Source organism: Aquitalea magnusonii (genome assembly GCF_003202035.1).
In the GTDB taxonomy this organism is placed as follows: Bacteria; Pseudomonadota; Gammaproteobacteria; order Burkholderiales; family Chromobacteriaceae; genus Aquitalea; species Aquitalea magnusonii.
Map to the genome: position 1 here is coordinate 254,244 of NZ_QJKC01000002.1, position 19,172 is coordinate 273,415.

Consider the following 19,172-nt stretch of genomic DNA (forward strand, 5'->3'; position numbering starts at 1 on the left):
AGCCACACTACAGGCCGGATACGGTCAGCCGCCGGCGCCGGACTGCGCCGCCAGCGTGCTGGCCGTGAAACAAGGGGAAAGATGATGACTGCGAACACGGCAATCGATCTGGCCAGCCAAATGCTGCAGCTGGCCACACAGCCGGGCTGGCATCCCAGCCGGCTGGATGGCGTCAGCCTGCTGCGCCAGGACCGGGACAGCCCCCCCACTCCGGTATTGCACGAGGCCAGCGTGGTGATCGTCGGCCAGGGCTGCCAGCGTGGCTACCTGGGCGGGCAGGTACTGCGCATCGACCCCGGACATTGCCTGGTGGTGGCCACTCCCATGCAGTTCGAATGCGCGACCAGCCTGCGGCATGGCGAGCACTTGCTGGCCCTGGTGATCCGCATCGACCCCAGCCTGCTAGACCAGCTGCTGCGGCTGATGGATGACACACCCCAGCACAAATCCGCCGGCAAACCACAGGGCATGCTGCTCTGCCCCATGACGCCAGCACTGCAGGACGCGGCGCAGCGCTTGCTGCACAGCCTGCGGCAGGAGCAGGAAAGCCGGGTGCTGGGGCCGGCCATCGTGCGGGAAATCCTCTACCGCATCCTGCTGGCGGATGCCGGACAAACCCTGCGGGCACTGTTTGCCCGCCATGGGCGGCTGCGCCAGATCCAGCGCAGCATCGAACACATCCACCGCCATTACGCCTTGCCGCTCAGCGTGGCCTTGCTGGCCGAACTGGCCGGCATGAGCAGCAGCGCCTTTCATGAAAGCTTCAAGGCTGTCACCGGCTATGCCCCCATCCAGTATCTGAAAAACACCCGCCTGCATCAGGCACGCCATTTGTTGCTGCAGGATACTCACAACATCAGCCAGGCTGCCTATGCCGTGGGCTATGCCAGCCCTTCGCAGTTCAGCCGCGAGTTCAAGCGCCTGTTCGGCCTGCCGCCACGCGCGGCAATCCAGCATCTGGCCATGCCAGCCGATGACTAGGCCTGCCGGCGCCGGCCATGCACTCCGGCTGGCAAAGCCCCGGTGACGCTGGTATCGTTGGCAAGCACATTTGATGCACTGCACAAGCAGCACAAAACGGGAGAAACAGAAAATGAAGCAACGCGAAATCGTGGTATTGAGCGCGGTGCGCTCTGCCATTGGCACTTTTGGCGGCGCACTCAGCCACCTGGAACCGGCCGAACTGGGCGGCCTGGTGATGAAGGAAGCCATTGCCCGCTCCGGCGTGGCAGCCGAACGGATCCACCATGTCACCGTGGGCAACTGCATTCCCACCGAAGCCCGTTATGCCTATGTGGCACGTCTGGCCTCCATTGCCGCCGGCCTGCCGATGGAGTCGGTCGCCATGGCGGTAAACCGCCTGTGCGGCTCCGGCCTGCAAGCCGTGGTGTCCAGCGCCCAGGCCATCATGCTGGGCGACTGTGATTACGCCATCGGCGGCGGAGTGGAAGTCATGTCGCGTGCCGGCTATCTGCTGCCGCAGCTGCGCAGCGGGGCACGCATGGGCAATGCCACGGCAATCGACATGATGACTGCCGCGCTGACCGACCCCTTCGGCGTCGGCCACATGGGCATTACCGCCGAGAACCTGGTGGACAAATGGCAGATCAGCCGCGAAGAACAGGACCAGTTTGCGCTGAATTCGCAGCAACGCGCAGCAGCAGCCATTGCCGATGGCCGCTTTGCCAGCCAGATCGTCCCTATCGTGACCCAGACCCGCAAGGGCGAAGTGGTGTTCGATACCGATGAACACCCGCGCGCCACCACGCTGGACGCCCTGGCCAAGATGAAGCCGGCCTTCAAGAAAGACGGCTCGGTCACCGCCGGCAATGCCTCGGGCATCAATGATGGCGCCGCCTTCCTGGTGCTGGCCGCCGCCGATGCCGCGGCAGCTGCCGGCCAGCAGCCACTGGCACGCATCGTGTCTTATGCGGTGTGCGGCGTACCCAACCACATCATGGGCGAAGGCCCGATTCCGGCCACCCAGGCCGCACTGCAGCGCGCCGGCCTGAGCCTGGAGCAGATGGACGTGATCGAATCCAACGAAGCCTTCGCGGCGCAATCGCTGGCCGTCTGCAAGGGGCTGGGGCTGGACCCGGCCCGCGCCAACCCCAATGGCGGCGCCATTGCCCTGGGCCATCCGGTGGGGGCCAGCGGCGGCGTGATCGCCACCAAGGCGCTGTACGAACTGCAACGCATCCAGGGCCGCTATGCCCTGGCCACCATGTGCATCGGTGGCGGCCAGGGTATTTCGGTGATTTTCGAACGGCTGTAACAAGCTGCGCTGCACCCTGCCCCTTCCCAGCCTTAAACCGCCCGCCTGCCGGGCGGTTTTGCCTTGCCGGCCCATCCCGGCACACAATGCAAAAAGCATAGAGAGCCGCGGCCATTCGTGGTTAAAATGATGGCAGATCAGCACTAGCTGACCGGGCAGCCAAGGCCGCCCACCTTCCCTGTTCCGACCCACAACGCTGGCTTTGAAGCCGGAAAGTTGCCATGGCGATGAAAATACCTGGCTTGCTGTTGCTGTTTGCGCTGGGATTGGCTGCGCCGCTGCATGCGGCGAGCTGGGATGGCCCGCGCGACGGTCCGGCCCGTCAGCCCGGCAGGCACAAGATCACCTTCATCGCCCAGGATCTGCGCAATGGCGGCATAGGTGGCAGTTATCGCGGCTTTGCCAGTGCCGCCCGCCTGCTGGGCTGGCAGGTAGAGGTGCAGGATGCACAGGGCAGCAGCGTTTTGTTGCGCAAGAGCTTTGCCGATGCCGTGGCCACGCACAGTGACGGCATCATTCTGGGTGGATTTCAGGCCAGCGATCTGGCCGACGAGATCGCCGCAGCGCAGCGTGCCCACATCGTGCTGGTAGGCTGGCATGCCGCCGCCCATCCCGGCGTGGTGTCGGGACTGTTTTTCAATGTCAGCAGCGAACCGCTGGAAGTGGCGCGCCGCGCCGCGGAACATGTCATCGCGGACAGCCATGGCAAGGCTGGCGTGGTGATTTTCAATGACGAGCGTTTTGACATTGCCAATGCCAAAACCCGCTTCATGCAAGAGCTGATCCAGCGCTGCAGCGGCTGCCGCATGCTGGAAGTGCAAAACCTGCCGCTCAACCATGCCGACCAGCGCATGGAGGCCGTGGTGCAGGAGCTGAACCGGCGTCATGGCCGGCGCTGGACCCACACCCTGGCCATCAACGATGTCTATTTCGACGAAATGAACTACCCCTTGCTGCATGCAGGGCGGGCAGACATCCGCAATGTGTCGGCCGGCGACGGCTCCAGCAAGGCCATCCACCGCATCCGCGCCGGGCTGTCACAGCAGCTGGCGACCGTGGCCGAACCGCTGGGCGCACAGGGCTGGCAGCTGGCCGATGAAATGAACCGCGCCTTTGCCGGAGCCAAACCCAGCGGCTATGTCAGCAAGCCGATACTGCTGACCCGCACCGTGCTGCAGCAGCTGGGCGAGCAGGACATCGACGCGGACCTGCCCTATCAGCAGGCTTACCGCGCCATCTGGTTCGCCCGCTGAGCAGGCCGCCGCCTGCAGTGGCTCAGGCCAGCAGCTTGCGTTCGCTCTTGCCGTATTTCAGCGATTTTTCATCCGGCAACATCAGGCCCGTGCTTTCGTCCCGTCCCTGCAGGATGAAGCGCGCCTGCGGCTGCCCCAGCTGCTCGGCTGCCAGTTTGCTGTCGGCGCCGATCTCGCCTTTCTTCATGCGGTTGACGATCAGCCCGACCGAGGTATCGGCAAAATCGCGCAGCATCCAGGCATCGCCGTCGCTGTCACCGGCCACCAGGATGGGGCCATAGCCCTTTTTCGCCTGCAGCTGCTGGCGGATGCCCACGGTCTTGCCAGGCCCCCAGTTGAAATGCCAGCCATTCAGGTAGCGATCGCTATAGCGCCCCTTGTCCATCTCCAGCCGCAAGCCGATGACATTTTCCGGCGGCACGCCGTAGCCGAAATCTTCATGACCGGCAAACACCCGTACCACATCGTCGATGGAGGCGGTGCTGACATACACATCGATGCCATTGGCGCGCAGGGTATGCATCAGGCCGCGGATTTCCTCATGCACGCGGATGCCGTGAAAATGGCTGTCGGCCACCACGCCGGCACGGCCCGGCAGGCTGCGCGGGCTTTCATAGCGCACCTTGCGCAGGGCATCACCCAGCGCGGCCTTGTGGGAGGCCAGCGCCATGGCCTGCAGTTCGGCCGTGCTCATGTTCTTGTAGAAATAGATGATCCACTTGTAGCCGATTTCCAGCGGGAAGCTATCGCAGATGGCGTCATACATGAAGTACAGCTTGGCGCGGAAATCCTTGAACTGGTCGCTGGCCTGCACGTCCTCCAGGCTGCGGCTGCCGGCCAGCCCCTGGTAATTGGCATATAGCCAGCGGTAATCCGACTCCACGTCGGCCGCGATATCCGCCATCCGCACCAGCTTGCCATCCACTGTCTTGTAGTCGGCCATGAACGTTTCATCCGGCACGTCACGCCATAGCACCTGGCGGAACTCATCGGGCGTCAGCTTGTATTGCAGATGGTTGATCTGGTACATCAGCAGCGCTTCTTCGCAATCGTTCATGATGCAGGTGTTGTCCCAGTCGAACACCGCATACGGCTTGCGCTCGGCACGGTAGCCGGCGCTGGCACTGCCATGCTGGCTCAGCAGCAATTGCAGGCGCTGCACATTCAGTGGCGACCAGCGCGCGCTATCCAGCGGCACGGCAACTTTGCCGCTGGCGGCACGGGCGGTGGCAGAAGCCAGCAACAAGGGGCTGCTGGCGGATACGGCGGCAAGGGCATGAATGAACTGGCGACGCTGCATGGTCTCTCCCGGAGTAAGGTAGGGGTGGACGGGCAGGCAGCCTGCCCGTCAGCATGACCAGCATAATAAACACCCAATATTACAACTTTGCCACAAAAGTACACAAAACGCCGCCATGCGACCTTGCCTGCCAGCACGGCAAACGGCTTGACAGCGCCCGCCACTCTCTCGCAATGTGCAAGGCCATTCTTCCACCGTCTTCCCGCAGGAGAACCCCATGTGGCAACAGGAGCGTTACCAGCGCATACGTGCCTTGCTGTCCGCGCAGCAACGCCTGAGCACCGAGCAGCTGGTCACTGCCTTGCAGGTCTCGCGGGAAACGGTACGGCGCGATGTGGCGGCACTGGAAGCCATGGGCGAACTGCGCCGCATCCACGGCGGCGTGATCGCCCGAAGCGGCGAGGAAGCGCCGATTGCCGAACGCGCACAGCAACAAGTGCCTTACAAGCAGGCCATCGCCCGTGCCGCCTGCAGCCGGCTGCGCCAGGGGCAGACACTGTTCATCGACGCCGGCACCACCACTGCCCTGCTGGCGCGTGAGCTGGCCTCGCTCAGCGGGCTGACCATCATCACCAATGCCTTCGACGTGGCGCTGGCGCTGCGCCGGCCGGCCCAGGGCGGTGGCCACCAGCTCATCATGCTGGGCGGCGAACTGGGCGAACGCGCTCCGGCCACGGTGGGAGGCAGCACGGTGGCGGAAATCGGCCGTTACCGCGCCGACATCGCCCTGCTGTCGCCAGTCGGGGTCAGCGTCGCCATGGGGGCCAGCAATTACGACCCGCGCGAGGCGGAAGTAGCCCGCGCCATGTGCGCCCAGGCCGATCAGGTCTACATGCTGGCCGATTTCAGCAAGCTGGGCGTCAGCAGCCGTATCAGCACCTGTGCGGCCGGCGATATCGATTTGCTGATCAGCAACCGCCAGGCCGCCGCCATGCCGGCCTGCCAGCAGCTGGCGGCACGGATAGGAGAACTGTGGCTGGTGTGAGCATGCCCTGCCGGTTGAGATCAAGATGGCATATACAAACAAGTAAACATTATTTTTGTTATATCAAAAACAGAAATATCCTGCTTTGAGTTATATAAATTCAAGGCATGGTCATGAACTTCCAGCAACTGCGCATCATCCGCGAAACCGTGCGCCAGAACTTCAACCTCACCGAGGTGGCCAACGCGCTGTACACCTCGCAATCCGGCGTCAGCAAGCACATCAAGGACCTGGAAGACGAACTGGGTGTCGAATTGTTCGTGCGCAAGGGCAAGCGTTTCCTGGGGCTGACCGATCCGGGCAAGGAATTGCTGATCATCGTGGAGCGCATGCTGCTGGATGCCGGCAACATCAAGCGTCTGGCCGAGCAGTTCAGCCTGCGCGACGAAGGCCAGCTGACCATTGCCACCACCCACACCCAGGCCCGCTATGCGCTGCCCAAGGTGGTGACCGCCTTCAAGAAAGCCTTTCCCAAAGTGCATCTGGTCTTGCATCAGGCCAGCCCGGAAGAGCTGGTGCGCCTGTTGCAGTCCGGTGATGCCGATATCGGCATTGCCACCGAGGCGGTGGCCGAAGTGCCCGAGCTGGTGTCCTTTCCCTACTATGGCTGGTACCACAGCGTGATTGCCCCGCCGGAGCATCCGCTGCATCAGCAAGCCCTGTCGCTGGAAACCCTGGCCGAATACCCGATTGTCACCTATCACCAGGGCTTTACCGGCCGCGCCCAGATTGACCGTGCCTTTGCCCGCGCCGGGCTGGTGCCGGACATCGTGATGTCGGCACTGGATGCCGATGTGATCAAGACCTATGTGGAACTGGAGCTGGCAGTCGGCATTGTGGCGTCGATGGCGGTGGACCCGCAGCGTGACCAGGCGGTGAAAGTGGTGGCTGGCGAGCCACTGTTCGGCCAGCAAACCACCCGCATTGCCATTCGCCGTGGCCATTACCTGCGCAGCTATGCCTACCGTTTCATCGAGCTGTGCTCGGCCGCACTGGATGAAAGCACGGTGCGCAGCGCGCTCAGCCCGGCCATGCAGGACTAGGACGAGATGCAAGCGGCAGACCGTGCGGCGCGGGAACTTCCCGCCTGATCCGGCGGTCTGCCGTCCTGACTTGACCCCTACCCGGCAACGGGTAACATCTCTCCTTCATCAAACCGCAATGCCGCCCCGTGCGCCTTGCCGCTAACCCGATCACATGCTTTCACATCAACGCCACACCACCCCGCTTGCCCTGCTCGCCCTGCTGTCCTGCAGCCTTGCCACCCCCGGCCACGCCGCCTCGCTGTGGGACGCTGCCCGCGATGAAGTCCAGCACGTCTGGAACGATGGCACGCTGGATGCCTATCTGCCCTTGAACACCTATCACATGCGCTGGGCCTATACCAAAGAGAAGATCGCCGAGTTCAACGAAAACCCCTGGGGTTTTGGCCTGGGCCGCAGTCTGCGTGACGACAATGACAACTGGCATGCGCTGTATGCCATGGCCTTTCTCGACTCGCACAAAAAAGTAGAGCCGATTGCCGGCTATGCCTACACCCACCCCTTTATCCATGCCGGGGAGTGGCGTGCCGAAATCGGCTATACCGCCTTTATCACTTCGCGCACCGATACCCTGCACTCCTTCCCCTTCCCCGGCGTATTGCCGCTGGTGGGCATCAGCTATGGCAATTTCACCATCAACAGCACCTATATTCCCGGCGGCAAGGGCAATGGCAATGTGCTGTTCACCTTTGCCCATTACCACTTCTGAGTGCGGCTAACAAAAAACCTGCTGCTGCGCTGCGCCTTCTTGCCCTACCCTTGTACTGTCTGCGTCGGCGCGCCTTGCCCCAGGGGCGCTACGCTATTTTGTTAGCCGTTCTAAGCCCGGACACTTGCCCCGGCAGCGCATGTAAAACATGTTAAACGGGGCTAATTGGCTTCACTTCGCTCAAAGCGGTGTAAAGCTGGCAGCGGCCGGCTTGTAGCGCTGCCAGCGCCTGACTAAGGTGGGCGCATTGTTCACCATGAAGGCAGGATGCTCATGCGCCCCACTCACTTTATTGTTGTCAGCGCCACGCTGGGCCTGCTGTTGTGCAGCACCAGCCATGCGGCAGACAGCAGCAGGCCGCCGGATACCGCAGTACAGCGTTGCCAGCCCGAACCCCAGGATGCCGCGCTGCCGGAGCACAAACCTTGCGACCCACACGGCCTGCACCCGGCCGATGAGCCTGGACACATGCCGCCACCACCACACGAGCCGCCACTGGCAGCCGTCAAAGCCTGCATGGGCAGGAAGATTGGCAGCAAGACCACCATTTACCTGCATGGCGACAGCATTCCCGCCATATGCCAGCCCTACGACGGCATGGTACTGGCCAGGCCGCTGCATCCGCTGCTCCCGCCGCCGCCACCAGATGAAGGGTCGCACGCTCCGCAGTAAGAACACGGACGCAATGACAAGGCCGGGCAAAGCCCGGCCTTGTCACATCAACTCGCCATCCGCTTGCCCAGACCAGCTGGCTTACAGCTTGAGCATGCCCTTCTCCTCGATGATGGCGATGATGTCGGCCAGGCCCTGCCCGCTCTTGAGATTGGAGAACACAAAGGGCCGCTCGCCACGCATCTTGCGTGCATCGCGCTCCATGACCTCCAGCGAAGCACCCACCAGCGGTGCCAGGTCGATCTTGTTGATCACCAGCAAGTCGGATTTGCATATACCCGGCCCGCCCTTGCGCGGAATCTTGTCACCGGCAGATACATCGATCACATAGATGGTGAGGTCGGACAGCTCCGGGCTGAAAGTGGCCGCCAGATTGTCGCCACCGCTTTCGATGAAGATGACATCCAGCCCCGGATGACGGGCATTGAGCTGTGCCACTGCTTCCAGATTGATGGACGCATCCTCGCGGATGGCCGTGTGCGGGCAGCCGCCGGTTTCCACGCCGATGATGCGCTCCGGCGCCAGCGCCTCGTTCCTCACCAGAAACTGGGCATCTTCCTGGGTGTAAATATCGTTGGTGACCACGGCAACGTTGTAGATGTCGCGCAGTGCACTGCACAGCGCCCAGGTGAGGTGGGTCTTGCCCGAGCCGACCGGGCCGCCGATTCCAACGCGCAAGGCGGTTTTCTGCATGGTGTATCTCCTCTGGCCTGTTTCGCGTCAGGAACGGAACAGGCGGCTGTATTGGGTTTCGTGTTTCATCGCCGCCCACATCAGGCCGGGGGCGAAATTGCTGTGTTGTTCCGCAGGCAGGCTGATGGCCTGCTCCACCGCCTCTGCCAGCGCCGGCAGCAAGGCCGACAGCAGTTGCTGGCCGGCGCTCTGCCCCATGGGCATGGCCTTGAGCAGCACCATCACCTGGTTTTCCAGCCAGCTCCACAGCAGCGCCGTCAGCGCTTCGCGCCGGGCAATGCCCAGCGCATGGGCTGCCAGCGCCCAGGCGGCCGGCAGGCAGATTTCGCCATTGGCCAAGCCATCCGGCCAGGACATGGACTGACCTTCCGGCAAACCCGCCAGCAGCTGGCGCAGCGAGTAGCCCATTTGTATGGTTTCCTGTCTTTGCTCGCGGCAATCGCGGCTGGCCAGATAGCGCTGGTTGAGCCGGTACAAACTGGCGTGGTCATCATCAGCCACCGCTTGCAGCATCTGCGCCAGCATGGCGGCATCAAACAGGCAGACCGGGCCTTGCAGGACAGCATGCAACCACTGCCGCGCGCTGGCGGCATCGTGGACCAGGCCCAGCTCCAGCGCGCTCTCCAGCCCTTGCGAATAGCTGAAACCGCCAATCGGCAGGCCGGGGCTGGCCAGGCGCAGCAATTGCAGCAAGGGCAGCATGGCGTTCATGTCGGCTGGCCAAACAGATGCAGCCTGGGCGCGTACTGGAAGGCAGCTTCCTTGCCGTGCGAGTGATGGTGACCACCACCGTAGGCACCGCTTTCCGGATTGAACGGCGCAAACAGCCGGCTCACCTCCGCCCCCATTTGCTGCAGCATCTGCGCCAGCACATAGTCATCCAGCAGCCGTAACCAGCCCTCGCCCACCTGCAAGTGCACGTGGCGATTACCCAGGTGGTAGGCCGCACGGCACAGTGCTTCCGGGCTGACGCAAACCACATGCAGCAAAGGCTCGTCGGCCGCCAGCACCCGCACCACGCGGCCATCTTCCGCCCGCAGGCACTGACCATGCGTCAGTGGTGCACCGGCGGATAAAAACAGGCCGGCTTCCTCGCCATCCACGGTACGGGTACGCAGCCGGGTTTTGCTGCGTAATTCAAAGCTGAGCAGCAAGTCGGCATCGCTGCGGCAGGGCTGCGGCAGTCGCTCAGTAATCAGCAGCATGTTCTTTCCTCGTTTTTCTGTTTTCCGGGCCGGGACGACATCATTTCCAGGCCATGAGTTTTCCTGTGCCAGCTGCGTCTGTTCAGAACAGGAAATAACGCTGGGCCATGGGCAGCACGGCAGCCGGTTCGCACCACAACAGCTGACCATCGGCTTTGACCTGATAGTTTTGCGGGTCCACTTCGATCTGCGGCAGGTAGTCGTTGTGGATCAGGTCGGTCTTTTGCACGCTGCGACAGCCGCGCACCGCCACCAGTCGCTTGCTCAGGCCCAGCGCCTCGCCTATCCCTGCGTCCAGCGCCGCCTGGGAGACAAAGGTGACGCTGCCATCGGCAATGGCCTTGCCGAAACTGCCGAACATCGGCCTGCTATGCACCGGCTGCGGCGTGGGGATGCTGGCATTGGCGTCGCCCATGGCGGCCATGGCGATGATGCCGCCCTTGAGAATGAGCGAGGGTTTGACGCCAAAGAACATTGGCTTCCACAGTACCAGGTCGGCCAGTTTGCCCACCTCGATGCTGCCCACTTCGTGGCTGATGCCGTGGGTGATGGCCGGGTTGATGGTGTATTTGGCGATATAGCGCTTGATGCGGGCGTTGTCGCAGCCTTCGCAGTCCCCCGCCAGCGGGCCGCGCTGTTGCTTCATCTTGTCAGCCGTCTGCCAGCAGCGCAGGATGGTTTCCCCCACCCGCCCCATGGCCTGGCTGTCGGAGGACATCATGGCAAAGGCACCCAGATCATGCAGGATGTCTTCGGCGGCAATGGTTTCGCGCCGGATGCGGCTTTCGGCAAAGGCCACGTCTTCGGCAATGGAAGCATGCAGGTGATGGCACACCATCAGCATGTCCAGATGCTCGTCTATGGTGTTGACGGTAAACGGCCGTGTGGGGTTGGTGGAGCTGGGCAGCACATTGGCAAAGCCACAGGCCTTGATGATGTCGGGTGCGTGGCCGCCACCGGCCCCTTCGGTGTGATAGGTATGAATGGTGCGGCCCTTGAATGCTGCCAGCGTGGTTTCGACAAAACCGGCTTCGTTCAGCGTGTCAGTGTGAATGGCCACCTGCACGTCCATTTCATCCGCCACGCTCAGGCAGTTGTCGATGGCCGCCGGGGTGCTGCCCCAGTCCTCGTGCAGCTTCAGGCCGATGGCCCCAGCGCGCACCTGCTCACGCAGTGCTTCGGGCAGGCTGGCATTGCCCTTGCCGGTAAAGCCCAGGTTCATGGCAAAGCCTTCCGCCGCCTTGAGCATGCTGGCCATATGCCACGGTCCCGGCGTGCAGGTGGTGGCATTGGTGCCGGTGGCCGGGCCGGTACCGCCGCCAATCATGGTGGTGATACCAGCGGCCTGCGCCTCTTCTATTTGCTGTGGGCAGATGAAATGGATGTGGCTGTCGATGCCACCTGCGGTGACAATCATGCCTTCGCCGGCAATGATTTCGGTGGCCGCGCCGATCAGGATGTCCACACCGGGCTGGATGTCCGGGTTGCCCGCCTTGCCGATGGCGGCAATGCGGCCACCCTTCAGGCCGATGTCAGCCTTGACCACGCCCCAGTGGTCGATGATGAGCGCATTGGTAATCACGGTATCCGCTACCTCGGCGGCCACGCACTGGCCCTGGCCCATGCCGTCGCGGATTACCTTGCCGCCGCCAAACTTCACTTCTTCGCCATACACGGTGAAGTCGCGCTCTACTTGTGCCCACAGGCCGGTATCGGCCAGCCGTACCGCGTCGCCCGTGGTGGGGCCGAACATTTCGGCATAAGCCTGTCTGCTGATTTTCATAAGTCCCCCATCACCCGGCCCTGAAAGCCGAATACGCGGCGTGCGCCATCCAGCGCCACCAGTTCTACCGTCCGGGTCTGGCCCGGCTCGAAGCGCACGGCCGTGCCGGGGGCAATATTCAGCCGGAAACCACGTGCGGCAGCACGGTCGAAGCGCAGGGCGTCGTTGGCTTCGGCAAAGTGGTAATGCGAGCCGACCTGTATCGGCCGGTCACCGCTATTGGCCACCTCCATACTGATGGTGGCGCGGCCGACATTCATTTCGATGTCGCCGCTGGCAAAGCGGATTTCTCCTGGAATCATCGCAATCTCCTGTTGGCGGGCTGCGTCAGACAATGGGCTGGTGCACGGTAACGAGCTTGGTGCCATCCGGAAAAGTGGCCTCCACCTGGATGTCCGGAATCATCTCCGGCACACCGTCCATCACCTGCTCACGGCTGAGCAGGGTGGTGCCGTAGTGCATCAGCCCGGCCACGCTCTGCCCGTCACGTGCGCCTTCCAGAATGGCGGCACTGATATAGGCCACGGCTTCGGGATAATTCAGCCGCAGGCCACGGGCCAGGCGGCGCTCTGCCACCAGCCCGGCAGTGAAAATCAGCAGCTTGTCTTTTTCGCGGGGGGTCAGTTCCATGGGGTGCTTTCTTGTCAGCTTGCCCAGATGCGCGGCTGGCTGGCTGCGCGTCCGTGGCTGAAGGGGTAGATCAGGTTGCGACAGCCACGCAGCCAGTGATGAGCGGCTTCGGCACTGTCACCAATAAAGCGGGCCAGCCAGATGCCGGGCAGCTGACTGACAGCGGCACGCCCGGCACAGGGCAGTTCCAGACAGGCCTGATGTATGTCTGGCGGCAGTGCCGGCCCGGCCCACAGCAGGGTAGCCAGCACGGTGTGGCCACCCATGCCCACCGGGGATGCCAGCAAGGGGCTGTCACCGGGCACATGGTTGTGCTCGCACCACAGCAGGGTGTCGTCACGCCATACTTCGCTGGCTTGCTGCCACAGGCCGCGATTGAAAGCTGCACCACTGGCCGGGCGTCCCAGGCACATCACCTCGCCCGCCAGCAGGCGGGCATCGCCATGCAAACGGAAGACGTTGTCCAGCCGCACGCTACTGCCGGCAAACAATATGGTTTCCTGCGGCAGCCATTCCAGCAGGCTGCCGGGCAGCTGGCGCACTTGCAGCTGCTGCCCGGCCTGCCGACCAAAACTGTCATACCATTTGGCCGCACCGGGGCTGGTGAGCAGTACCTGGCTGCCTGCGGCCAGGTCAATGTCCAGTGTCAGCGTATCCCCACCCGCCATGCCACCGGGCGGATGCACCACAATGTGCTGGCACTGGCCATGTGCGTCGATGAAGTGCTTTTGCACCCGCAACGGCCCCTGATGACGACGATGCACCGGCACTGTGCGGCCCTGCACTACGGCATAGCCCAATTCCAGTGCAGCATGCCAGCCGGCTTGCAAACCGGCGGGCAAGGGAATGGCCATGCTCAGCGCATTCGGATTCATCAGTAGTCAATCAGCAAGGAGAATGGGGAAAGACACAGCAATTAACATGCCGGTTCAGATGGCCAGCAGTGCGCGCACACCGTCCTGCGCCATGTCGGCACCAGCTCCGCAACGTATCACCTCGCCGCGTGACATCACCATATAGCGATCGGCCAGTGCCTCGGCAAAGTCGTAGTATTGCTCCACCAGCAGGATGGCCATGTCGCGCCGCGCCGCCAGATTGCGGATGACTTCGCCAATCTGCTTGATGATGGAGGGCTGGATGCCTTCAGTAGGTTCATCCAGCACCAAGAGCGAGGGCTGGCTGACCAGTGCCCGGCCAATGGCCAGTTGCTGCTGCTGGCCACCGGACAGGTCGCCACCACGGCGCTGGCGCATGTCGTACAGCACCGGGAACATGTCGTACACCGAGGCTGGAATGTCACGCCCGGCCTTGCCGCCAAAGCGCGCCAGCCCCATGCGCAGGTTTTCTTCCACGGTCAGCCGGCCAAAGATTTCCCTGCCCTGCGGCACATAGGCAATGCCACGCGCCACGCGCTGGTGCGGCGCACAGCGGCTGATGTCCTGCCCCTGCCAGCGTATGCTGCCGTTTTTGGCCGGCAGCTGCCCCATCAGGCAGCGCAACAAGGTGGATTTGCCCACGCCATTGCGGCCAAGCAGACAGGTGACCTGGCCGATTTCGGCTTGCAGGCTGACGCGGCGCAGAATGTGGCTGCCGCCGTAGTATTGCTCCAGTTCTTGTATCTCCAGCATGTCAGCGCCCCAGATAGACTTCGATTACCCGTTCGTCGGCCTGTACCTGCGCCAACGTCCCCTCGGCCAGCACCGCGCCCTCGGCCAGCACCGTCACCTTGCCGGCAATGCTGGCGATGAAATCCATATCGTGTTCCACCACCATCAGCGAATGCCTGCCCTTGAGGGTGAGCAGCAACTCGGCGGTTTTTTCAGTTTCGGCATCGGTCATGCCGGCCACCGGCTCGTCCAGCAGCAAGAGCTGCGGCTGCTGCGCCAGCAACATGCCGATTTCCAGCCACTGCTTCTGGCCGTGCGACAGCAGCCCGGCCTGCCGCGCCCGCTGCTCGCCAAGGCGAATCAGCGTCAGCAATTCGTCGATACGGTCACGCTGCTGCCCGGTCAGGCGAGCGCGCAGGCTGGCCCATACCGAACGCGGCCCGGCCAGTGCCAGTTCCAGGTTTTCCTGTACCGTCATCGCCTCGAATACCGTGGGTTTCTGGAACTTGCGTCCTATGCCCAGCTGGGCGATTTCCGCCTCGGAATGCTGGGCCAGATTGATGGTCTGGCCGAAGAAGGCCGAGCCGCTGTCGGCGCGGGTTTTGCCGGTAATCACATCCATCATGGTGGTCTTGCCCGCGCCATTGGGGCCGATGATGCAGCGCAGCTCGCCCACGCCAATGGACAAGGACAGACGGTTGAGCGCACGGAAACCGTCAAAGCTGACGCTGATGTCGTCCAGATACAGGATCTGCCCATGGGTCACATCCAGCCCCGGTTGCAACAGGCGGCCACTGGCCGGGGTATCGCCATCCCAGCTTTCACGCTGTACCGCTTGCGAAGTAGTGACGGACATCATGCCTTCTCCTTGTGGCGGCGCAGCAGGCCCAGCAGGCCGCGCGGCAAAAACAGCGTGGTGGCAATGAACAGCCCACCCAAAAAGAACAGCCAGTACTCGGGAAAGGCCACGGTGAACCAGCTTTTGGCTGCATTGATGAAACCAGCGCCCAGCACCGGGCCGATCAGGCTGCCACGCCCGCCCACTGCCACCCAGATGGCAATTTCGATGGAGTTGGCTGGCGACATTTCCCCCGGATTGATAATGCCCACCTGCGGCACGTACAGCGCCCCGGCCAGGCCGCACAACATGGCGGACGCCACCCAGATGAACAGCTTGTAATACAGCGGGTTGTAGCCGCAGAACATCAGCCGTGACTCGGCATCGCGAATGGCGGTGAGGATGCGGCCGAACTTGCTGTTCACCAGCCAGAAGCCGGCCGCCAGCGCAGCCACCAGCAACAGCACGGTCAGCAGGAACAGCGTGGCGCGGGTGCCGGGCGCGGCAATGCCATAGCCGAGGATGCGCTTGAAGTCGGTAAAGCCGTTATTGCCGCCAAAGCCGGTTTCATTACGGAAAAACAGCAACATGGCGGCATAGGTGAGCGCCTGGGTCATGATGGAAAAGTACACGCCCTTGATGCGCGACCGGAAAGCCAGCCAGCCAAACACCAGCGCCAGCAGGCCGGGCACGCCCACCGCCAGACACAGCGCCCAGGCCAGGTGCTCGCTGCCTTGCCAGAACCAGGGCAGGGTTTTCCAGTCGAGAAACACCATGAAGTCCGGCAGCTCGCTCTGATAATTGCCGTCATGGCCGATGGCACGCATCAGGTACATGCCCATGCCGTAGCCACCCAGGGCAAAGAACAGGCCGTGGCCCAGGCTGAGCAGGCCGGTATAGCCCCACACCAGGTCCATGGCCAGCGCCACGATGGCATAGCACAGGATCTTGCCCACCAGCGTCAGGGTATAGGCCGACACATGCAGGCTGCTGGCCGGGTCGGTCCACACATGCAGGGCGGGCATGGCCAGTAGCAGCGCCAGGATGGCTGCGCCTGCCAGTTTCAGCGGCAGTGGCCCGATACGGTGGGCCAGCCGCAGGGAAAGTGCGGTTTGCATGATGATCTCTCCTAGTCCAGTACCCGGCCCTTGAGGGCAAACAGGCCTTGCGGACGCTTCTGGATGAACAGGATGATGAAGCCGAGGATGAGGATCTTGCCCAGCACCGCCCCCAGCGACGGTTCCAGAATCTTGTTGACGATGCCCAGGCCCATGGCCCCGGTGACGGTCCCGGCCAGCTGGCCCACCCCGCCCAGTACCACCACCATGAAACTGTCCACGATATAGCCCTGCCCCAGCTCCGGGCCGACGTTGCCGATCTGGCTCAATGCCACCCCGCCCAGCCCGGCAATGCCGGAACCCAGACCGAAAGCCAGCATGTCCACCTTGCCGGTGGGCACCCCCACGCTATCGGCCATACGGCGGTTTTGCGTGACGGCACGCACGAACAGGCCCAGCCGGGTTTTGTTGAGCAGCAGCCAGGTGAGCACCAGCACGCCGGCAACAAAGGCGATGATGGCCAGCCGGTTATACGGCAGAGTGAGCGCCGGGGTGATTTCCCAGCCGCCGGACAGCCAGGACGGGTTGGCCACTTCCACGTTCTGCGCCCCAAACAGCATGCGCACCGCCTGGATCAGCATCAGGCTGATGCCCCAGGTGGCCAGCAGGGTTTCCAGCGGACGGCCATACAGATGGCGGATGATCAGCCGCTCCAGCGCCATGCCGATGACAAAGGTGACGGCAAAGGCCACCGGCAGCGCCGCCAGCAGATAGGCATCGAAAGCGCCCGGCCACCAGCTGCGGAACAGGTTCTGCACCACATAACTGGCGTAGGCGCCGATCATCAGCATTTCGCCATGCGCCATATTGATGACGCCCAACAGGCCATAGGTGATGGCCAGGCCCAGAGCGGCCAGCAGCAGTACCGAGCCCAGGCTGATGCCGCTGAAGGCATAGCCCAGCATGTTGTAACGCCACTGGCTGGACTTGATGTCAGCCATGGCCTGACTGGCGGCGGCGCGCACGCTGGCTTCCGGCTCGCTGGCGGCTACCGTCAACGGCGCCAGCAGGCTGAGGGTGGCCGGGTCGGCACTGTCGGCCAGGGTGTGGATGGCGCTCAGCCGCTGTGCCGCATCCGGGCTGGCCAGTTGCAGGCGGGCGCTGGCCATGTGCAGGGCCTGTCTGACCTGGCTGTCCTGTTCCTGCTGTTGCCGGCTCAGCAGCAAGGGCAGCAGGCCGGGGTTGGCACTGTCCTGCAAGGCCTGGATGGCGCTCAGGCGCTTGCTGCGGTCCGGGTCGGCCAGATCACCGGCCGCATGAAACGCCTCCAGCGCGCTGCGCACGCTGTTGTTGACCGGCAAGGCATCCAGACTGGCGGCATCGCCAGCTACCGGCTGGCCGTTGTCCACATCGCTCAGCTTGCCGTCCGTCCCTTGCAACAGCACATGGTTGCCATCGGCACTGGTAAACAGCCTGCCCTCTTCCAGTGCGGCAACTGCCTGACGGCGCGGGCCATCGGCCTGCACCGTCCACTGGGTGATCAGCCCGGCACGGTCGGCCGGGTCGGCATGGGCCAGCTCGGTCAGCGGGCTGGCCGCCACCAGGCCGCTGTACAGCAACAGCAGCAGGAGCAAGGGTTTGAACAATTGCATGGTGCTTTCCTTACAGAATGTGCCCGCCACTACCCGGTCAGGGCAGCAGCGGGCAAGGGCGTGCGTCGTCCCGTGCTGTGCCTGAAACAATCAACAAGAGCGGCTGATAAACAGGCACAGCAGGGATGTTGTCAGCCGCTGTTACTTGCTCTTCACCGGGGTGTCGGGCTTCTTGTCATTCCCCGGAATGAAGGGGCTCCACGGTTGCGCGCGGATCGGGGTCTTGGTTTTCCACACCACCGAGAACTGGCCGTTGGGCTGGATTTCGCCAATCATCACCGGCTTGTGCAGGTGATGGTTTTTCGGGTCAATTTCCAGAGTGAAACCGGACGGGGCAGCAAACTTGATGCCGGCCATGGCCTTGGTGACGGCGGCGACATCGGTGGTGCCGGCTTTCTTCACCGCCTCGGCCCACATATTGATGCCCACATAAGTGGCTTCCATCGGGTCGTTGGTCACCAGCTTGTCGGCATTCGCGAGGCCCTTCTTCTTGGCCCAGGCGCGGTAGTCGGCAATCCACTTGCTGTTCACCGGGTTCTTCACGCTCATGAAGTAGTTCCAGGCGGCCAGATGGCCCACCAGCGGCTTGGTGTCGATGCCCTTGAGTTCTTCCTCACCCACAGAGAAAGCCACCACCGGCACGTCGGTAGCTTTCAGGCCCTGATTGCCCAGTTCCTTGTAGAAGGGCACGTTGGAGTCGCCATTGATGGTGGAGATGACCGCCGTCTTGCCACCGGCAGCGAATTTCTTGATGTTGCCGACGATGGTCTGGTAATCGCTATGCCCGAAGGGGGTGTACATCTCCTGGATGTCTTCGTCCTTCACGCCCTTGCTGTGCAGGAAGGCCCGCAGGATCTTGTTGGTGGTGCGCGGGTAGACATAGTCGGTCCCCAGCAGGAAGAAGCGCTTGGCACCGCCGCCCTCCTTGCTCATCAGGTATTCCACCGCCGGAATGGCCTGCTGGTTGGGTGCCGCCCCGGTGTAGAACACATTGGGCGACATTTCCTCACCCTCGTACTGCACCGGGTAGAACAGCAGGCCGTTCAGCTCCTCGTACACCGGCAGTACCGATTTGCGTGAGACCGAGGTCCAACAGCCAAAGGTCACGGCTACCTTGTCCTTGCTCAGCAGTTGACGCGCCTTTTCGGCAAACAGCGGCCAGTTGGAGGCCGGGTCTACCACCACCGGTTCCAGCTTCTTGCCCAGTACGCCGCCCTTGGCATTGATCTGGTCGATGGCAAACAGCGCCATGTCCTTGAGCGAGGTTTCCGAAATGGCCATGGTGCCGGACAGGGAGTGCAACACCCCTACCTTGATGGTGTCGGCGGCAAAGGCCGGCATGGACATGAGGCCGGCGGCGGCCAGAACCAGCGGAGCGGACTTCAGAAAAGTGCGACGAGTGCTTGCCATGTGATTCCCCTGATGATTGGTATGGATGTTGCGCTGCGTCATCAGAGTACGATCCACGC

At 63.0% G+C, this 19,172-nt stretch carries 20 protein-coding genes; 7 read left to right on the forward strand and 13 right to left on the reverse strand.

Annotated features, from left to right (window positions below; translation table 11 throughout):
- Positions 1-81 precede the first annotated feature (81 nt).
- The 3 genes from DFR38_RS02975 to DFR38_RS02985 all read left to right on the forward strand — a co-directional run bounded on the left by DFR38_RS02975 (position 82) and on the right by DFR38_RS02985 (position 3,528).
- Positions 82-981: an AraC family transcriptional regulator gene (locus tag DFR38_RS02975; protein ID WP_110312966.1), complete on the forward strand. Its 900-nt coding sequence runs from the start codon at positions 82-84 to the stop codon at positions 979-981.
- A 112-nt stretch (positions 982-1,093) separates the two neighbouring features.
- The gene (locus DFR38_RS02980) at positions 1,094-2,275 is read left to right on the forward strand and encodes an acetyl-CoA C-acyltransferase family protein (RefSeq protein ID WP_059286979.1); all 1,182 of its coding nucleotides are present in this window, start codon (positions 1,094-1,096) and stop codon (positions 2,273-2,275) included.
- A gap of 221 nt (positions 2,276-2,496) precedes the next feature.
- Positions 2,497-3,528, forward strand: a complete 1,032-nt coding sequence (locus DFR38_RS02985; RefSeq protein ID WP_082693618.1) for a substrate-binding domain-containing protein — start codon at positions 2,497-2,499, stop codon at positions 3,526-3,528.
- Between the two features lie 22 nt (positions 3,529-3,550).
- On the opposite strand, the gene DFR38_RS02990 is transcribed toward DFR38_RS02985, so the two are convergent.
- The gene (locus DFR38_RS02990; RefSeq protein ID WP_110312967.1) at positions 3,551-4,828 is read right to left on the reverse strand and encodes an HAD family hydrolase; all 1,278 of its coding nucleotides are present in this window, start codon (positions 4,826-4,828) and stop codon (positions 3,551-3,553) included.
- A 217-nt stretch (positions 4,829-5,045) separates the two neighbouring features.
- Here DFR38_RS02990 and DFR38_RS02995 point away from each other — a divergent pair, with 217 nt between their 5' ends.
- The 4 genes from DFR38_RS02995 (at position 5,046) to DFR38_RS03010 (ending at position 8,237) form a co-directional block, all read left to right on the forward strand.
- On the forward strand, positions 5,046-5,813 hold the full coding sequence (locus tag DFR38_RS02995) for a DeoR/GlpR family DNA-binding transcription regulator (RefSeq protein ID WP_110312968.1): 768 nt from the start codon (positions 5,046-5,048) through the stop codon (positions 5,811-5,813).
- A gap of 113 nt (positions 5,814-5,926) precedes the next feature.
- Entirely contained in the window at positions 5,927-6,856 is a 930-nt protein-coding gene (locus DFR38_RS03000) for a CysB family HTH-type transcriptional regulator (RefSeq protein WP_059286831.1), read from the forward strand.
- A 154-nt stretch (positions 6,857-7,010) separates the two neighbouring features.
- Complete coding sequence (gene pagP, locus DFR38_RS03005; RefSeq protein ID WP_059286820.1) at positions 7,011-7,565, forward strand: lipid IV(A) palmitoyltransferase PagP; 555 nt, start codon at positions 7,011-7,013, stop codon at positions 7,563-7,565.
- A gap of 273 nt (positions 7,566-7,838) precedes the next feature.
- Positions 7,839-8,237: a hypothetical protein gene (locus DFR38_RS03010; protein WP_059286821.1), complete on the forward strand. Its 399-nt coding sequence runs from the start codon at positions 7,839-7,841 to the stop codon at positions 8,235-8,237.
- Between the two features lie 81 nt (positions 8,238-8,318).
- Here DFR38_RS03010 and ureG read toward each other — a convergent pair whose 3' ends face one another.
- The 12 genes from ureG to urtA all read right to left on the reverse strand — a co-directional run bounded on the left by ureG (position 8,319) and on the right by urtA (position 19,113).
- Entirely contained in the window at positions 8,319-8,930 is a 612-nt protein-coding gene (gene ureG, locus DFR38_RS03015; RefSeq protein ID WP_059286822.1) for an urease accessory protein UreG, read from the reverse strand.
- A 27-nt stretch (positions 8,931-8,957) separates the two neighbouring features.
- Positions 8,958-9,641, reverse strand: a complete 684-nt coding sequence (locus DFR38_RS03020) for an urease accessory protein UreF (protein ID WP_059286823.1) — start codon at positions 9,639-9,641, stop codon at positions 8,958-8,960.
- Positions 9,638-10,135, reverse strand: a complete 498-nt coding sequence (gene ureE, locus DFR38_RS03025; RefSeq protein ID WP_059286824.1) for an urease accessory protein UreE — start codon at positions 10,133-10,135, stop codon at positions 9,638-9,640. Before ureE ends, DFR38_RS03020 begins: the two co-directional genes overlap by 4 nt.
- An 82-nt stretch (positions 10,136-10,217) precedes the next feature.
- Positions 10,218-11,918, reverse strand: coding sequence for an urease subunit alpha (ureC, locus tag DFR38_RS03030; protein WP_059286825.1), 1,701 nt, complete (start codon positions 11,916-11,918; stop codon positions 10,218-10,220).
- The gene (locus DFR38_RS03035; RefSeq protein WP_059286826.1) at positions 11,915-12,220 is read right to left on the reverse strand and encodes an urease subunit beta; all 306 of its coding nucleotides are present in this window, start codon (positions 12,218-12,220) and stop codon (positions 11,915-11,917) included. The genes ureC and DFR38_RS03035 overlap by 4 nt, the downstream gene beginning before the upstream one ends.
- Before the next feature lie 25 nt (positions 12,221-12,245).
- Entirely contained in the window at positions 12,246-12,548 is a 303-nt protein-coding gene (locus DFR38_RS03040) for an urease subunit gamma (protein ID WP_059286827.1), read from the reverse strand.
- Positions 12,549-12,562: 14 nt separating this feature from the next.
- A complete protein-coding gene (locus DFR38_RS03045; RefSeq protein WP_059286828.1) occupies positions 12,563-13,423 on the reverse strand; it encodes an urease accessory protein UreD in 861 nt (286 codons plus the stop codon).
- Between the two features lie 54 nt (positions 13,424-13,477).
- A complete protein-coding gene (urtE, locus tag DFR38_RS03050) occupies positions 13,478-14,176 on the reverse strand; it encodes an urea ABC transporter ATP-binding subunit UrtE (protein ID WP_059286829.1) in 699 nt (232 codons plus the stop codon).
- A 1-nt stretch (position 14,177) separates the two neighbouring features.
- Positions 14,178-15,014 (reverse strand): urea ABC transporter ATP-binding protein UrtD, encoded by an 837-nt coding sequence (gene urtD / locus DFR38_RS03055; RefSeq protein ID WP_239688754.1) that lies wholly within the window; start codon positions 15,012-15,014, stop codon positions 14,178-14,180.
- Positions 15,011-16,111: an urea ABC transporter permease subunit UrtC gene (gene urtC / locus DFR38_RS03060; RefSeq protein ID WP_082693560.1), complete on the reverse strand. Its 1,101-nt coding sequence runs from the start codon at positions 16,109-16,111 to the stop codon at positions 15,011-15,013. The genes urtD and urtC overlap by 4 nt, the downstream gene beginning before the upstream one ends.
- 11 nt (positions 16,112-16,122) lie before the next feature.
- Positions 16,123-17,703: an urea ABC transporter permease subunit UrtB gene (gene urtB, locus DFR38_RS03065; protein WP_110312970.1), complete on the reverse strand. Its 1,581-nt coding sequence runs from the start codon at positions 17,701-17,703 to the stop codon at positions 16,123-16,125.
- Between the two features lie 141 nt (positions 17,704-17,844).
- Positions 17,845-19,113 carry an urea ABC transporter substrate-binding protein gene (gene urtA / locus DFR38_RS03070; RefSeq protein ID WP_211310716.1) on the reverse strand — a complete coding sequence of 423 codons (1,269 nt, stop codon included), beginning with the start codon at positions 19,111-19,113 and terminating at the stop codon, positions 17,845-17,847.
- Positions 19,114-19,172 lie beyond the last annotated feature (59 nt).

Excerpts from the sequence above, each read along its gene's own strand:
- DFR38_RS02975 (WP_110312966.1), top strand. The coding sequence starts at position 82 with ATGATGACTGCGAACACGGCAATCGATCTGGCCAGCCAAATGCTGCAG.
- DFR38_RS02980 (WP_059286979.1), top strand. The coding sequence starts at position 1,094 with ATGAAGCAACGCGAAATCGTGGTATTGAGCGCGGTGCGCTCTGCCATT.
- DFR38_RS02985 (WP_082693618.1), top strand. The coding sequence starts at position 2,497 with ATGGCGATGAAAATACCTGGCTTGCTGTTGCTGTTTGCGCTGGGATTG.
- DFR38_RS02990 (WP_110312967.1), bottom strand. The coding sequence starts at position 4,828 with ATGCAGCGTCGCCAGTTCATTCATGCCCTTGCCGCCGTATCCGCCAGC.
- DFR38_RS02995 (WP_110312968.1), top strand. The coding sequence starts at position 5,046 with ATGTGGCAACAGGAGCGTTACCAGCGCATACGTGCCTTGCTGTCCGCG.
- DFR38_RS03000 (WP_059286831.1), top strand. The coding sequence starts at position 5,927 with ATGAACTTCCAGCAACTGCGCATCATCCGCGAAACCGTGCGCCAGAAC.
- pagP (WP_059286820.1), top strand. The coding sequence starts at position 7,011 with ATGCTTTCACATCAACGCCACACCACCCCGCTTGCCCTGCTCGCCCTG.
- DFR38_RS03010 (WP_059286821.1), top strand. The coding sequence starts at position 7,839 with ATGCGCCCCACTCACTTTATTGTTGTCAGCGCCACGCTGGGCCTGCTG.
- ureG (WP_059286822.1), bottom strand. The coding sequence starts at position 8,930 with ATGCAGAAAACCGCCTTGCGCGTTGGAATCGGCGGCCCGGTCGGCTCG.
- DFR38_RS03020 (WP_059286823.1), bottom strand. The coding sequence starts at position 9,641 with ATGAACGCCATGCTGCCCTTGCTGCAATTGCTGCGCCTGGCCAGCCCC.
- ureE (WP_059286824.1), bottom strand. The coding sequence starts at position 10,135 with ATGCTGCTGATTACTGAGCGACTGCCGCAGCCCTGCCGCAGCGATGCC.
- ureC (WP_059286825.1), bottom strand. The coding sequence starts at position 11,918 with ATGAAAATCAGCAGACAGGCTTATGCCGAAATGTTCGGCCCCACCACG.
- DFR38_RS03035 (WP_059286826.1), bottom strand. The coding sequence starts at position 12,220 with ATGATTCCAGGAGAAATCCGCTTTGCCAGCGGCGACATCGAAATGAAT.
- DFR38_RS03040 (WP_059286827.1), bottom strand. The coding sequence starts at position 12,548 with ATGGAACTGACCCCCCGCGAAAAAGACAAGCTGCTGATTTTCACTGCC.
- DFR38_RS03045 (WP_059286828.1), bottom strand. The coding sequence starts at position 13,423 with ATGAATCCGAATGCGCTGAGCATGGCCATTCCCTTGCCCGCCGGTTTG.
- urtE (WP_059286829.1), bottom strand. The coding sequence starts at position 14,176 with ATGCTGGAGATACAAGAACTGGAGCAATACTACGGCGGCAGCCACATT.
- urtD (WP_239688754.1), bottom strand. The coding sequence starts at position 15,014 with ATGATGTCCGTCACTACTTCGCAAGCGGTACAGCGTGAAAGCTGGGAT.
- urtC (WP_082693560.1), bottom strand. The coding sequence starts at position 16,111 with ATGCAAACCGCACTTTCCCTGCGGCTGGCCCACCGTATCGGGCCACTG.
- urtB (WP_110312970.1), bottom strand. The coding sequence starts at position 17,703 with ATGCAATTGTTCAAACCCTTGCTCCTGCTGCTGTTGCTGTACAGCGGC.
- urtA (WP_211310716.1), bottom strand. The coding sequence starts at position 19,113 with ATGGCAAGCACTCGTCGCACTTTTCTGAAGTCCGCTCCGCTGGTTCTG.